The 16,228-nt window shown below is 62.0% G+C and carries 7 protein-coding genes; 1 reads left to right on the top strand and 6 read right to left on the bottom strand.

The window, feature by feature from the left end; all coding sequences use genetic code 11:
* Positions 1–86: 86 nt before the first annotated feature.
* Complete coding sequence (locus tag AC0V6X_RS02750) at positions 87–1,538, top strand: NAD-dependent succinate-semialdehyde dehydrogenase (RefSeq protein ID WP_486183067.1); 1,452 nt, start codon at positions 87–89, stop codon at positions 1,536–1,538.
* A 295-nt stretch (positions 1,539–1,833) separates the two neighbouring features.
* On the opposite strand, the gene AC0V6X_RS02745 is transcribed toward AC0V6X_RS02750, so the two are convergent.
* The 6 genes from AC0V6X_RS02745 to AC0V6X_RS02720 form a co-directional block, all read right to left on the bottom strand.
* Positions 1,834–3,009, bottom strand: a complete 1,176-nt coding sequence (locus AC0V6X_RS02745; RefSeq protein WP_486183066.1) for an alpha-hydroxy-acid oxidizing protein — start codon at positions 3,007–3,009, stop codon at positions 1,834–1,836.
* A 68-nt stretch (positions 3,010–3,077) separates the two neighbouring features.
* On the bottom strand, positions 3,078–3,455 hold the full coding sequence (locus AC0V6X_RS02740; protein ID WP_486183065.1) for a thiol-disulfide oxidoreductase DCC family protein: 378 nt from the start codon (positions 3,453–3,455) through the stop codon (positions 3,078–3,080).
* 74 nt (positions 3,456–3,529) lie between these two features.
* Positions 3,530–4,327 (bottom strand): hypothetical protein, encoded by a 798-nt coding sequence (locus AC0V6X_RS02735; RefSeq protein ID WP_486183064.1) that lies wholly within the window; start codon positions 4,325–4,327, stop codon positions 3,530–3,532.
* Entirely contained in the window at positions 4,314–6,434 is a 2,121-nt protein-coding gene (locus AC0V6X_RS02730) for a CHASE2 domain-containing protein (RefSeq protein ID WP_486183063.1), read from the bottom strand. The genes AC0V6X_RS02735 and AC0V6X_RS02730 overlap by 14 nt, the downstream gene beginning before the upstream one ends.
* A gap of 96 nt (positions 6,435–6,530) precedes the next feature.
* Positions 6,531–9,608, bottom strand: a complete 3,078-nt coding sequence (locus AC0V6X_RS02725; RefSeq protein ID WP_486183062.1) for a CHAT domain-containing protein — start codon at positions 9,606–9,608, stop codon at positions 6,531–6,533.
* Position 9,609: 1 nt separating this feature from the next.
* Positions 9,610–16,227, bottom strand: coding sequence for a beta strand repeat-containing protein (locus AC0V6X_RS02720; protein ID WP_486183061.1), 6,618 nt, complete (start codon positions 16,225–16,227; stop codon positions 9,610–9,612).
* Position 16,228: the final 1 nt, after the last annotated feature.

Raw genomic sequence — 16,228 nt, 5'->3', positions numbered from 1 at the left:
AAATACTCCTCGCGCAAGAATGTTTCAATTGAAACGAATCCCATTACGCGCCATTTTGAGCGAAAGTGAAAACGGGAGAGCACACAATGACCGCCTATCCTCAAGTCAAAATGCTAATCGCTGGCGAGTGGGTCGCGGATGGCGGTGAAGGGGCGATGCCGGTCATCAACCCGGCGAGCGAGCAAAAGATTGGCTCTGCGCCCAAGGTCTCAGCCGAGCAATTGGACGCAGCGCTCGCAGCAGCGGATGCCGCCTTCCCGCTGTGGAGCGCCACGCCCGCGATTGAACGCTACCGCATCATCCGCAAGGCCGCTGTGCTGCTGCGCGAACGGGCCGAGGGAATAGCGCGGGTCATCACTTTGGAGATGGGCAAGCCGCATGCGCAAGCCTTTGGTGAGACCTCTGGCGCAGCTGATCTCATCGACTTCCTCGCCGAGGAAGCAAAGCGCCAGGGCGGACGGATTGTCCCGGCCCGCAGCGCCAACATTCTGGAGCAGCGCGTGACGCAGGAGCCGGTTGGCCCCGCTGTGCTGCTGACCCCGTGGAACTTCCCGATTAACCTGCCGGCCAAGAAGATCGCAGGCGCGCTTGCAGCCGGATGCAGTGCAATCCTCAAACCCGCTGAGACGACGCCTGCGAGCGCGATGATGCTGGCGGAGTGTTTTGTGGATGCTGGCGTTCCCGAAGGCGTGCTGAATGTCGTCTATGGCGACCCGGCGATGATCTCTGAGCATCTCATCGCCTCACCCGTCACCCGCAAGGTCAGCTTCACCGGATCAACCGCGGTGGGCAAGCATTTGGGCGCATTGGCAGCCCAAGGCATGAAGCGCTTCACGCCAGAGCTAGGCGGGCACGCACCTGTTGTAATCGGGGAGAGCGCCGACTTTGACCGCACCGTTGCCGCCTGCGCCGCGACCAAGTTCCGCAATGCCGGGCAGATTTGTGTTTCACCCACGCGGTTCCTTGTCGCGCGCAGCATCTTCGACAAATTCGTCACCGAGTTCGCTCGCCGTTCCCAAACACTCAAGATTGGAGACGCCAGCGTCGATGACAGCGTCGATATGGGCCCCCTCGCCCATGCGGGACGGGTCGCGGCGATGGAGGAGCTCATGGGTTCCATGGGTGGCAGCGCAGGAGAGATCGTCGCGGGTGGCTCCGCCCTTGAAGGGCCCGGACACTTCTTCCAGCCGACAGTGATCGCTGCGCCCTCACCCGAGAGCCGCTTGATGACTGAGGAGCCGTTTGGTCCGGTCGCCGGGATCGTACCCTATGACACTATCGAGGATGCGGTGCGGATCGCGAATTCGCTGCGCTATGGCCTTGCCGCTTACGCCTTCACCGGCAGTCTTGATGAAAGCCACTATCTTGGAAAATCGCTGCGAGCAGGGATGGTGGCGATCAACCACTTCGGAGTTGGATCACCCGAGACACCGTTCGGCGGAACAGGCGACAGCGGCTTTGGGTCAGAGAGCGGCGTTGAAGGCTATCTCGGCTACACCGAGACCAAACTGGTCACGGTCGCCAAGTCGGCGCCCTAGCCCGATCTATCGACGCGGAAGGAAGCGCGACAGAGCTCTCATCAAACCGCTCTGGCGCGGCATGGGACGGATGCGTCCGTAACGCGCTCTGCGCGAATTTTCGTCGCCAAAACAGACAGTTCGGCCCATATGATCTGGGCCTGACGAGATGATCGTCGGTCGTTCCATGGATTGCGGTCCCCGATTCGCGTTCGATTCGCTTGTGTTATGCAAGTTAGGTTAACATCAGTTCTGTGGAAAACTGAGTCCGAATTTTACCTTACGGTCAAGTTCTCGATTCCGCGCATACGGGTTTTCAGCCCAAGCGCTGGGCACCAGCCTCTCTCACCGCTGCGAGCGTCGGGTAGCCGTTCACCGCCATCAGCAGGTCCGCTTCCGCCAAGATCGACCGCAAGACCCAGGCCGCACCGGCATCTCCGCCAATCGCGAGGCCATAGGTGTAGGGTCGCCCCACACCGACAGCCGTCGCGCCCAAAGCCAGCGCCTTGACCGCATCGGTGCCGGAGCGAATGCCGCTGTCAAACAGAACCGGCGTATCCCCGCTAGCCTCAACCACATCGCCCAGCAGATCGATCGTCGCGATCCCGCCATTGGCCTGCCGCCCCCCGTGATTGGAGCAGTAAATCGCGTCCGCCCCGTGATCGATCCCGCGTTTCGCATCGTCAGGATGGCAGATACCTTTGAGCACGATGGGAAGGTCAGTGACCGACTTGAACCACTCCATGTCTTCCCAAGTGAGCACTTGGCCAAAGATGCCTGCGAACAGCATGATTGCCGCGCGCGGGTCTTCTTCTGGCGGCTTCTCCAGCATCGAACGGAACACCGGATCGGAGAAATAGTTCTGCATCACCTTGCCGCGCAGCTGCGGGAAGTTTGACGCGTTGAGGTCTCGCGGACGCCAGCCGGTCAGCCACGTATCGAGTGTCACAACGATGGCTTTCGCTCCGCAAGCTTCCGCCCGCTTGATCAGGCTGGTCGCCAATTCGCGATTGCGCGGCGTGTAGAGCTGGAAGAAGGCAGGCGTGTCGCCGCATTCGGGGAAGACCTGCTCCATCGGATCATTCGACAGGGTCGAGACGCAGAACGGCACCCCCGTCATCGCCGAAGCGCGCGCGGCTGCCATATCGCCGTGGCGGTCCTGCGTTGCTTCTCCATTAAGGCCAATCGGCGCCATGAAGAGCGGGCTTTTGAGCTTCATCCCAAACAGGTCGATGGAGAGATCACGCTCCGTGCAATCGACCATCATGCGCGGGATCATGCCCCAGTGATGGAAGGCGCTGGCATTGCTGTCCTGCGTGTGTTCGTCTCCGCAGCCGCCCGCGACATAATTGGTGAGCATCTCGCCCAAAGCTTCATGCGCGCGGCGTTCAAGATTGGCGAAATCGACCGGGAAATCGGGCAGAGCGCCTTGCAGTCCGGCATTGTAAATCTCGTTCTGCATGCCGCCGAAATTGTGGCCTGAATTCTGCACGGGGTTCTCTCCTCAACGTCTCTCTTGCAAGAGAGAAGAGCGGAAGACGCAGGCCTGAGCAAGTGTTTTCAGGAGAACAATTTCTGAATGCGCGGGCGCACTTTGAGGAAGGCCACATACAATCGCTCAAGCACGGCAAGCGCCACCCGGTTGCGCGCGATCAGGCCGAGCGGTCGCAGCACAGGGATGGCGCGCCACATCGCCGCAAAGGCTTCCGCCCCGCTGACGACCTTGCCGTTCTCCTCACCGTGGAAGCGGGCGAGCAATTCGCTTTGATCGACAGGGCAGGATGGATCGGCATCTTCGGAGACATCGACAAAGTTGATCCGCCCCGCCCGATCCAGCCGCCGCATCAGCGCAATCTCGCGCACGCAGAGCGGGCAGGCGCCATCGAACCAGATTTTCAGCTCTTTGGATTGGGAAACGGCGGGGGCGGCACTAGGCATGCAGCCCATGTGCGACCGATTGGCGCGATTTCAAGCCAACCGATCGATCATTGCCGCCAACCCGCGACTCTGGATCAATTCGCGCGCGCTTCGGCGTAGGCTTCCAACTCGTCGGCGAGCTGGGAAAGCTGAGCGGTGCAGCCATTGGCGATCAGCGCGGCTGCGAGCTCGTCCTGCTGGCGGAAAGTGCCTTCGAGCGTTGCGAAGTTGATGGTTGTCGTGACCGCAGCAGGCAGCGTTTCTTCATCTGCGCGTGCCTCACCCGGTCCCGTTATCATGTAATCACGGCCCGCCATCAGCGGCAGAGCCGAAGGATCCCAAGCGCGAATTGCCTCGGTCTCGACAAAGTTCACGGTGAAGCCGTCTTGCGTTTCGGTATCGCGGATCGTGTAAGTCACCGCTTCACCACCCGGACGCCAGAACTCGACGCGGTTGAGGTCATAGAGGCACACGGTGCCTTCATTCTCAAGATTGACGAACCACAGGCTTGGCGGAGCCAGCGGTGCCTCGACCGGCTGTGTCTCTTCCTCACCCTGCCCGGTGCGGGTTGCCCCGGTGCGAGCGCGAGAGGATGCGGAACGGCGGCTCAAATTAGAGAAGCGCGCGCGGGTGCGGGTTGCGCCCTCGCCTACACGGAAGGTGCCGGGTCCTTGCATCACACTGGTGCCGCTGTCGGTCAGCACGGTGATCTTGTCACCGGCGCGCAGAGTGATCGTTGCGCTGTCGGCCACTTGGCGGCCTACCGGGTAATCGCTCGCCGAAGGTCCGGTCGATTTCACCACCACGCCTGCGCTTGCCACACCCGGCAAAGCGAAGGCTCCTGCGACCATTGCGAGACCCGCCGCGCGGGCCAAAATCTTATCCGAGAACATAGGCTCCCCCATCATTCAAATTGCGAATGCGTTGCACGTAATTTTGTAGCGCCAAGTCATCAGGATGACCAGCGGCCACTTCTTCAACCAGCTTCGCTGCTAGATCAGGTTTGCTGTCTGCAAGCTGAGCGGCTTCTTCAAGTTTACCGCGGTCTGCCGCCGGAAAATCGGGCTTGGGCTGATAGATATCGACCGGCCTTGCCCGCCCACGCAGCACAATCCGCCCCATCGGCACCCACCAATCCGGGTTCGATTGCTCGATAAATTCGCGGCTGGCCGAGACATTGGAATCGAGCGGTTTGTTCGCCGCCTCCAACCGTGCCGCCGTGTTCATGCTGTCGCCCAAGGCGGTGTATTGAATGCGCGAGGCTCCGCCGAAATTGCCGACAACCGCTTCGCCATAGTGGAGGCCCACACGGGTCTTGCCGATCTTCGGCAGGCTCGCATCCATTGCCGCCACCTCTGCCCGGAACGCCTCTCCCGCCTGCCACATGGCGTATCCCGCCTTGAGCGCGCGCTCGGCATCGTCCTCGCGCGCAATCGGAGCGCCCCAGAATGCGACCACCGCGTCTCCAACATATTTGTCGATCACCCCGCCATGGTCGAGCACCACTTGGCTCAGCATCTCAAGATAGCGGTTGAGCAATTTCGCGACCATCTCCGGCTCGATCGCGTGGCTCATCTTGGTGAAGCCTTCGAGGTCGGAGAACAGGACGTAGATATCCCGCTTCTCTCCGCCCAAGGAGAGCAATTCGGGCTGATCAATGATTTGCCGGGCAATGTCGCGCGGGATGTATTTGCCCAGCGCCCCTTGCGCGAAACTGCGCTGCGCAGCCCCGGCAGAGCGCGCAGCGGCAGTGACACCCGTGAAGGCGATGATCCAGCCGACCAGCCAGCCCACAGCGGGCAAACCATAAGTGTCGACATCGCGGAAATGGAGCACGAAGGGTATCCCTACGAACAGGATCGCGAGCCCTAGCAGCAAGGGCGCCAGCTTGCGCGCCGACCATTCGAGCAGAGCCGTGAGCGCAGCGGTCGCCACCACCAGAACCGCCATCGCCCACAAGGCCCAGTTGGGCACTTCGACGAGCCGTTTGCCATCAAGCATCTGCGCGATCAGCTCCCCATGAACGGAAAGCCCCGCAGGCTCGAAACCCGTCCATGATGTGAAGGAGGTCTCCACGCGGTCATAATCGACGATGTCGCCGCCGATCAGGACATATTTGCCCTCAATCTGGGTCGCGACAAATTCGGCCACCGCTGGGTCCATATTGAGGAACAGCTCAATCGAGAGCTGCGGGAAAAGGGGTTTCTCAACCACATTCTGCCCGCTGGCGAGGTCTTCCTCGGTCAAATCATCGTTCACCGCGCGGCGATATTCGATGCCGCCGGTGTAGCCTTCGAACCTCTCAAAAGGACCGCCCGATGCCTCCAGCATTGCGCGGCCAAGCAGCGGCGGGAGGCCTTGCTCAATACTGGGCCAAATGCGGGTTGCGCCGAAGGTGTTGTCGAGCCGGATGCTCGCGCGCTCTGCGTTGCTGCCATCGCCTTCAATCGCGGCCATGAACTCTTCGAGATATTGCTGCTGTTCGTAGACGATGTCCTCTGCATTCGTCTCAACCGTGGCATATCCGACCCGGGTCGGCGTCTGCATGCTGCGTAGAGTGTCGACCAGCAGCTGGTCCTCTGCCTGCGGCTGATCGAACAGGATATCAATCCCGATGGCCTTCGCGCCCATCTGGTCAAGGTTGGACAAAGCCTCAGCCAAAGCCCCGCGCGGCAGTGGAGAGCGCTGCTCCAGATTGATCAACGATTGGTCATCAAAGACGACCAGCACGATGCGATCATCCTGCTCCACCAGATCAGCGGCGAGATAGGCCCGCGTGTCATAGAGCGCGCGTTCGGCATCGTTGGTCAGCGGCGTTGGCTCTGCTCCGTCGCCCGGCAGAACCCAGCTGAAACGCGCGATGAAGATCGCAAACAGCACCAACACGCAGGTCGCGACGAGCTGCACAGTGCCCGCTTCGCGGACCCCTCTCCAGCCGCGCACGAGCAAGCCCGTCGACTTGCTTGGCGACTGGCTTGCGCCTCCTGCGTCGTCACTCATCGCTGATCCCCCTCACCGTGGGTTGAGCAAAGCGCTTTTGCAGCATGGGCGCAAGGCTTGGGCACTTCGATTGCCACCGATCTGGAATCAGATCGCTTACGGAATGACCTTGACCGCGCCATCCCCGACGACCGCAAAGGCGGACCAGTAGAACGGGTGCGAGGTTTCCTTGGTGTCCATCAGGCCGATTTGCGAGTTGCGCAGCGCCGCCGCCGTCTCGGCCCCTTGTGCATCGAACAGGCCAGAAATCAGCCGCGTCGTTGCGTCGTAATCGTCCGGCACCGGCCAGTGGCTGGCGAGCACAGTGCGTCCCCCTGCCCCGACAAAAGCGCGGACCAGACCGTCGAGCGCGAAATCTCCGCCCGACGTGATCCCGGCCTCCAAAGTCGCGCCCACGGTGGCGCTGCCCGCAGTGTCGCAGGCCGAGAGGATCACAAGGTCCGCATCGAGCCGCAGAGCAAAGATCTCTGCAAAGCTGAGCAATCCGTCGGAATTCTCATCCCCGAACGATGTCAGCAGCGCAGGGCGAGGCGGGCAGCCGCGTTGCGGTGCGGTGACAAGGCCGTGGGTTGCGAAGTGCAGGATGCGGTACTGGTTCAGGTCCTCCCGCGCTTTGAGCGCGGTGTCGGTGAAGGTGGTCTTGGTCAGCACATCGGCCTTGCCCGAACGCGCTCCGCCAAAGCGAGAGGCTGCATCAAACAGCTCATCCGATTTGATCGGGTTCGACCAGATATTCTCTGACCAAAGGCAATTCGCACCGCCTGCAAGGGCTGAGCGCGTGCCGGTGTTGACCGCAGGCGTCGCGCTGATCGGAGCGTTTTCTCCAAGGCCAAGATAGGACTTGGACGCAGCACTCCGGGGCGCAGCGCGCACATCGCGGAAGGCGGTCGGCGCAACAGACGTGGTGATCTGCGAATTGCGGCCCAGCCACGCAACACCGCGGAAATCATAGTCGTCGCCATCGGCTCCCACGAGCTGCTCCTGATAGCGATCAAGGCTCGCATCATCGGTGACCAACAGGTTGATCGGCAGTTTCAGCATCGCGCCATCGGGTTCAAAGACGATATGCTGGTGCGAGGGCAATTTGTCCGCAATGGGGGCAAACAGGCTGAGATAAAGCTCGCGCGATCCTTCCAGATCGAACGGGAAGGTCGTCACTTGGCCGCCTTCGGCAATCGCAATGCTTTCGCGGATGGTAAGGACCATATCCTCAAGATCAGCGGGCGTCGCGTCGATCTTGTAAGCCAGCGCCTCGTCGCTCGTGATGTAGACCATGTAGGCCGCATCATCGAGAGCGACCATTTTTACATAGGCCTCTCCACCGCGCAGGATGCTCTGCATCTCAGCCAGCTCCATCGCGCCGCCTGAAACGGCTCGGAAACGCGGATATTCCGACAGTTTCGTCAGCAATTCAGCCTGTTGGACGAGCAGGGATTCCAGCCGCGCCTCACGCTCTGCCAGCAACCCTGCCGCCTGCGGGTTCACTTGCGCCTCGCCTTCAATCTCAAGGATGGCGGCACGCATACGCTGGATCGAGCGACCCAGATTGACGTTTTGCCTGAACAACAGCGAGGCATCGTCGCTGCCGCCGGACAGCTCACGCGCCAGCACGGCCTGCGTTTGCGCAAGGCCCGGCCGAAGCAGCAATTGGCTGGCAGAAAACACATCGCCCGCCGCGTCCGCATTGGCTCCATCAGCAAGCAGCAGCTCGAAATAGTTCGACATATAGGCGCGCAGCGACGGTGCTGGCCGGCCCTCTGCCTCAGCCACAATTGTGCGGTAGAGAGCAATCGCCTCTGCCTCACGCCCATTGCGCGCGTAATAGCCCGCCAGCTGCGCCTGCGCGCTGTAGAGCGCGGGCGAATCCGGATAGGTGTTCGCGAGCAGTTCAATGCCAGCTTCGTGCAGCAGCTCAGCTTGCGAGCGTCCATCCTCACCGCGTGCGCTCGACGCCTCAGCCAGTTCGGCAAGCTCGCTCAGAACCTGTGCGCGCAGCCAGATGATCGAGAGGACACGCCCCTCACGCACTTCAGCCAAAGTCGAGTTGGCGCGCAGCAGATTGACCTCAGCCGCGGCAGTGTTGCCCTGAAGGCGCAAAGCTGTGGCGCGCAGATAATCCGCCTGCCCGTCCAGCAATTGCGCGCGTTCAAGCGGGGTCAGAGCGCCCGAGACGAGCGAGCCTCCAACCTTGGTGTTCTCTGCCTGAAGGCGGCGCGCCATGTCCGGGCCAATCAGCAGGTTACGCAAGGCATCAGTGTCGCCAAAATCAATCGCCAGCGGCGTGTTGAGCACTTCAAGCGCGCGCTCTGTCTGGGCTTGGTTGAGCGCATCGACCGCTTCATAATTGCGTTGCAGTCGGGCCAGTACGGGGCTGGTCGCCGCGCCTGCACGGGTCTGTTCGAACCGGCGCGCAGCCTCTGCAAAATTGCCGAGGTTTGATTGCAACAGCCCTTCATTCAGGCGCGCCTCAACCTCGCTATTGCCGGTCAGCGCATCGGCGGAGGCAGCGAAGAATTCAGCCGCTTCAGCAAATTCGCCAGCGTTGGAGCGGCGATAGGCCTCAACCAAGGCCTGATCGGCGGTTATGCTCTCTGCCTGTTGGCGGATAAAGGCGAGTTGGTCGGTGGTTTGCGTCAGAGGAATGTCGACATTGCCGGGCACCAGCCGGTCGCTTGCAAGCGAGGCCGCGCCCAGTTCCAGCGCGCTGCCATAGGCGGCAAGGCCGCTTGCCGCATAGGTGCGATTGCCAATCTCTGTGACCAGCAATTCGCTGCGGATGATGCTGCCGGGACGGGTGCAGACGAGGCGTTGGCCGCCTTGCAGGCTCGTGGAACCATCAGCGCCCTCGCGCGCCGTGCAACGCGCACCGGGGCCGACAAAGCGGGTCGCCGCCTCATCAGCGACAGCCCCGCGCACGACCCACAAAGTGCCAATCGGCGCGGCGGCATCGCGGCACAAGATGTTGTATTTACGGTCAAACAGTCCTGCGTCCTGCTCGGGTGCCTGGATCTGAGCCTCGCACAATCCGTTGGAGCCGACCGGGAAAGTGTCGCGCAGGCTGAGCGAGCGTTCGGGTGCGCCTTGCGACGTCCCCGGTGCAGCCCACAGCATCGCCGAACCCACAGCCGCAGCTGCGCAGAGCGAGAGGAGCGATTTGAGTGGCTTGATCGTCATCTCAGTTCCCTCCCACTTCGACGCTGCCGCCATTGCCCTGGCCATAGAGCGAGGCGTCGCCGCCCGATGCGACCGGATCATCGACATTGCCTTCTTCGTCGACCTCTTCGGACTCAACGAATTCAGGGAAGTCAATGCCAAAGGATGCGTCCGCTTCCACCGAGGTGATGACAACCGGCGGCACGGAAGTGACTGGCGCCTCAAAGACTTGACGGTTGTTCACCGGCGGCCCCTCAGGACTGTCATCGGTCGGGTCCGGATCAGGAGGATTGCCCCCTGAAGGCGGCGGCGGTGGTGGAGGCGGCGGCGGCGGCGGCGGCGGTGGTGGAGGCGGCGGAGGCGGTGGTGGTGGTGGCGGATTGCCCCCACCTGCGGTGTTGCAGACGCCGGTGTTGATGATGCAGTCGTTGAACTCCGCTTCATCCTCATAGGCGGTGTTGCCGAAGTTGAAGACGACCTCGTTGAAGAAAGCCTCCCCCGTGATCAGGTCGCCCGCACTGTCGATCCGCGCGCCATAGGCGAACACGTCGAGGCCGCCGGTCGGGCTTGCCCCGCCAATCGCGGAGATCGAAAGGCCTCCATCACCGACCAGAATGCCGCCTTGATCGGTGCTGTTGCCCGTATTGCGAACGAGCAGAGACTCGCCCACTTCGATATTGACCGTATCACCGCGAACAAAGCCCAGTGGCTCGTCGATGACGCCCACCCGTAAGTCATCATTGCGGCCCCCAAAGCGTGGATCAGCTTGCAGCAACGCGATCATGTCAAAGTCGGCGATCCAGATGTTGTTGGCTCTGAGCAGCAAGGTGCCAGCGGGACGGCCATTGGTGTCATCCAGCCGCACGCCGCCCGGTGTCACAACCTCAATCCGCTCATCGGCGATGATGGAGATGCTGTTCGATGTATCGGCGTTGATGATCCGCGCAAGGCCCTCGACCCGGATGATGCCTCCGGTTCCTAGCGCGTTGATGGTGATGTTTGAGATACCGTTGCCGAACGAGCCATCGGCGTCGAAGCTCTCGATCACAATGTCGGGATCGTTCGGGCCCAGCGCCACGGTGGACTGGTTGAAGGTGAAGCTGTCGGCAACAATCCGCGCGATTTCCTCACCGCTCAGCACATAGCCAAAAGCGCCGTTGGTGTTCACAGGGCCGCTCGCTCCGCCCAGCAGTGCAGGGACTTCACCATTGTTCGATGTGAGCGTGAGAACCGGAGCACCAAACAGCGCGCCTGCCGACACCTCAATATCGTTCGAGGTGAGGTCCATCTCCAAGCCTCTGAAGCCCAGGAACGCTGCGTCATCGCCCGCAATCCGGATCGTGCCCGCAGCGGTTATGTCGATATCGAGGAACGGGTCCAGAAGTTCTGGATCGCCGACAATGTTGCCTTGGCCGGTGGTGATCTCGAAGTCGCTGAAGACGTCCACATCCATCGAAGTGACAACGATTATGTCGCCGCCATCAGCCGTGAAGGACGAAATATCGACGCCCGGGTCGAACGTGTCTGCTGACGCACTCCCGAACAGCGTTTGCGTCGAAAGAACGCCGGCGAGCGAATTGATCTCGATCCGCCCGACCACGTTGAACGGTCCTGTATCGGTCTCCCCGCCGCTGGCATCGACAATCATCTCTAGCGTGTCGAGGGTCACTTCCGGCACATCGGTAGCGACGCCTCCGGCCAGCAATTGCAACAGCGCCACGCCGCCAAAGGCGACATCGTCTCGCGAGCTGGTTGCCGTTGCTTCCATCGAAAGCGTGTCAAACAGCCCTGAAGAGCCTCCGACAAAGTCCGCCTGCGCCAATCCGCCAGTGGCCAGACCGCCAGCACCGCCACCTGTCGGGGCCGCTGCAAAGGCATTGGCTGTGATGGTAACGCCGTCCGCGCTCAGCGAGGAATCCGTGGCTGTCAGCAGCGCCGTTTCGGCGCGCGCATTGCCGTGCTTGACCGTGCCAACGCCGCCGACCGCATCGCTCATTAGAACCAGCCGCCCAAGGCTGGAGCCTTGTTGGACAACATCGACAGTGGATTGATCGAAGGCAACGTCAACCAAGCCGCCGGTCGCATCGCCGCCAGTGGAACCAGACCCGCCCAGCGCGCTGGCGGTGAAGAGGCTCTCACCCTGCAGCGCAATATCAGTGTCGCTCGCACTGAACGCGATGTCGCCTGCGACAGCATCGCCGCCATCGCCTGACGCCGTTGTTGCCCCGCCAATCGCGTCGGTGCTGACTTGCAGGAAGCCGTCGGTGATGGAGGAGAACTCCAGATCGACCGTCACATCTGCGCCCGTTGCAGAGCCGCCGCCGCTCACACCCTCGCCGCCGCGAACGGCGCCCGTGGCGAAGACAAAGCCGGGGTCGGAAGAGCCAATGCCCAGCCGCGCATCGCCATTGGCATTGGCGATCAAGGTGAACTCACCACCCGATGCAGAAAAAGTGACCTGCCCACCTTGCGCATCGCCGCCGATCTCTCCGTCACCGCCTGCCGAGACATCCGCGATGCTCGAATTGCCGACGAAGTTCACGATCCCGTCAAGCACCAGCCAGTCGGTCACGCCGCCTGTGCCGGTGCCGCCATTGCCGCCATTGGTCCCGTCGCCGCCAAAGCCGCTGGAGCTGGTGCGGATTTCGGCTGTAAGCTCGCCCACGTCAGCGACATCGACATCAACCGTGCCACCTGTGCCGTTGCCGCCTGTGACCGTAAGGCCCGGATCGCCGCTCGTCCCGCCAAAGCCATTGGCGAAGACGTCAATCGCGCCGGATGTGACAGTGCCGGAGACCACATTGATCCGCGCCGTACCGCCCGTGCCATTGCCAGCCAGGCCACCATCTTCAGACGTGTTGCCGCCAACACCGTCGGCATAGATCGCCATCGTGTCAGCGCTGGCTGGATCAGCCGCAGGATCGGCAGGCAGATTGAGCGTCCCTCCACCGCTTGCGCGCAGACCGGCTGTGCCGCCCTGCCCATTGCCGCCTGTGCCTGCCGCGCCAAGCGCATCGCCTCCGCGTCCAAAGGCAGAGATCATCCCGCCCGGTCCGTTCAGCGCGCTCAGCAAAGCGGTCGGTGTGTTGTTCAGGATGTTGAGTACGGTGCCGTTACCGATGGCTTCAAGCGATGCGTTTCCGCCCTCGCCCGTGCCGCCATCGCCTTGGGTTCCATCGCCGCCTGCGCCGCTCGCCTCGATCTGGACAGAGCCCAGGGTTACGCTGCTGCCACCTTGCACCGTGGCCACCGCATCGCCGCCGGTCGCAGTGCCGCCCAGCCCGCCGCTGCCGCCTTCGGCATTGGCCTGAACTGTGAGGTTCTCGGCAAAATCAAGCACGCCTGCGCCCGACACGCGGAACACCGCATCCCCTGCGCTCGCATCGCCGCCCTGACCTGCGTCAAAATTGTTTCCGCCCACAGCACTGGCCGCAACCACCAACCGGTCATTCAGATCAACGCTGGAGCCGCCATCAAGAGCGAACAGCGCAGACCCGCCTGTGCCTGAGCCAACCTGGTCAGCCGAGCTGCCTTCGCCGCCGACACCATCGGCCAGCACGCTGGTCGTGCCGCCAACCGAGAATGCGCTCGCGTCATCATCAAGGACGATTTGCGCGGTCCCGCCAATACCGTTGCCGCCAATGCCTGTGCCATTAAACGCGCCCAATCCGCCAAGCCCGCTCGCATCGACCAGCACAGGTCCAAGAACGGTAAGAGTGGTCGCGTCAAACGCGATCTCAGCGCTGCCGCCAGTGCCTTCGCCGGCGTCGATATTGGCATCGCTTCCCCGGCCAACCGCTTCGACAGTCAGGCTTGCAAGGGTTGTATCCGCGCTTGTGCCTTGGGCGATCGCAGTGCCTCCGGTGCCAAAGCCGCCATTGTCGCCAAAGCCGCCCGTACCGCCGGCATCGACCAGCACATCGCCCGCATTCACAGTGCCAAACAGAGAGGTGAAGGATGCTTCAAAGCCGGTGCCATTGCCGCCATCACCAGCCGGATCGCCGGTGCTAAAGCCACCTCCTCCCGATCCGCCAAAACCGGTCCCAAAGATCAGGATTTGACCGAGGGTCAAAGTGCCAGCTGCGACCGATCCATCACCGGCGAACAGCGATTGTCCTGCCTGCGCTGTCCCGCCAATGCCATCGCCGCCAGCGCCGCCCAGCGCGCCGTTATTGCCATCTCCGCCAAAGCCGCCCTGGCCATTGCTGCTGACCGAGGTGAGACCAGTGATCGTGATATTGCCATTGTCCGCACCGGCCAGAAGATAAGCGCCATTGGAAGCGCTATCGTCCGCTTGGTTGAGCGTATTGCCTTGCCCGCCAGTACCGTTACCGCCATTGCCAGCAGGTAGCGCATTGGGACCGGAAGAGGAATCTTCGGCCTGGCTGCCTCGACCACCGGTGCCGCTTGCACTAACGAAGGCGGACCCTCCAATCGAGATTGTCGCGGTTTCGTTGAGCGTGCCTTCTGAGAGGAGGAACGCAAGACCGCCGAAACCGTCGCCGCCATCGCCGCCGGTCTCTGCAAAGGCATCGCCGCCTTCACCTTCGGCGTCCGCGCCAAAGGTTCCGGTTATGTCGACTTCCCCGGTGATGACCTGCACCCCGGCAACTCCGCCCAGCCCGTTTCCGCCGCTGATCCCGTCGCCGCCATCGCCGCCTGCTCGGGTGAACAGGGAACCGTTGACGTTCAAAGTGCCGCCCGAAATGACATCAATGCGAGCCAGTCCGCCAAAGCCATCGCCGCCGCGCCCTGCGAAGTTCAGCCCGCCTTGGCCTTGCGCCTCGATCGTCAGGTCATCGACCACAATTGTGCCTACGCCGTCGATAAAGATGCTCGCCGAACCGCCATTGGCTGAGCCGCCGAAATTGGCGTCCTGATTGGCGCCAGAAACCGCATTGGCGTTGATCTGCACTGCGCCCAAAGTGACTTGGCCGCCGCCAATGCTCTGAATTGTGGCTGTCCCGCCAGAGGTGGTCACTCCCACCGTGTCTGGGCCTTGCTGAGCGCTCTGAGACGAAGCGTTGGCTTCGATCAGGGTCGTGCCGTCAACCTGCACCGAGCCTGCATCAGCGGCAAAGATCTGCGCAAATCCGCCCGAAGCGGCACCTGCGCTGAGAATGCCATTTGTGCTGGTCGGGACGAAGGCATTGGCTTTCGCAACGGCATTGCCGTTGATGACCAAAGTCCCGCCGCCCACTGCAATCGTCGCCTCGCCGCCGGTCGCATTGCCAGAGACGAGCGCTTGGGGATCGACGTCGCTGAACGCATCGGCAGAGACGATAACATCGCCGCCAATCGTCAACACTCCGTTCGCGAAGGCATCAATCACCGCTTGGCCACCTTGCGCATCAAGGTTCCCCGGGTCGGCGCCAAAGCGGAAGTCGTCGGATGAAACCAGCACATTGCCGGTAATGTCGAACAGCTGACCATTGCCCGCGCTCAGCGTCGCAAAGCGGCGGCCGATGGCGATCAGATTGCCGTCAATGCTGCTATTGCCCCCGAAAGCCGCGACATCGACTTCTTCATTTGCGATGGCGAGGATCGAGCTTGTCGAGTTGAAATCTTCAAGGATGATCGTGCCCGCCGCGCTGACCAGAGCGGAATCCGCGCTGAAGGCGGTTGGATCGGCAAAGTCATCCGGCGTTCCGCCATCGACGGTGCGGCCTGTGACTTCGTAATTGGCAGAGAGAATGATCTCGCCATTGACGATCCCAGCGCTCGCCGCCGGTTGAAAGCCAAGATTGCCGGAGAACAGCAGGCTGATCGGATCGGTCTGCGCCGCCGCGACCGCATAGATGATGTGGTTGTCGCCCGCGCCCGTACTCGACGGGCCGCCGACATTGCCGTTGATCTCAATCGGGGTTGCAAAGCCGGAACCGGTGGGAATCTCGATATCAAACAGGCCGTTGGAGACCCGGATATTGACTTGCTCACCGCCGATGAACGCCTGACTGCCATTGATGTCGGAGGTGCCGAACATCTGAATTTGCGCGCCGACAACCGCGAAATAGGAGTTTTCCTGGCTCGCCGTGATCGTCGCTCCGGGAGAGATGACGACATTCAGGTCTATCCCGTCGCCTTGAAAGAAGCTGAGCGTGCCGTCGTTGAGGATGAAATCATCGAAAGTCGGCTCATTCACTTCGAGCGCAGTGAGGATCAGATTGCCAACGTCGAAAACCGCGTCATTGCCAACGAAAATTCCGGTCGGCGAATAGAACGCAACTGTCCCGCCCGGAGAGGTGTTGCCCGCCGCGTCGAACAGCTGCGAGATGACCGTGCCGTTGAACACCGCGATATTCTCGTTCGTGGCGATGCCAATGCGATTGAGCACGGCAAAGTCAGCGTTGTTCACGCCGTTCTGGAAGGTGACGGCATTGCCCGTGGGCAGGAAGTCGAGCGCGTCGCCATTGGCATCTTCGAACGGTGTCCAGTCGATGATGGCGGTATCGCTATCGACCGTGATCGTCTCTGTCGTCGAACTAGTAATGTTGCGCGAGGCAGCCCCCGCTGCCACCGTCTCTGTCGCCTGGATCGCCTGAGCGCGCGCATTTTGCGGAGCTGCTGCCAAACCCACAGCCAAGGCCGCAGAGCCGCATCCAAGCAGCCATTTCGAGCGGTTATGGTTCGCATGAGCCATG

Source organism: Erythrobacter sp. S267, assembly GCF_057365045.1.
Note: the sequence above shows the minus strand (reverse complement) of the source record. Positions and strands in the feature narration are given on the sequence as shown.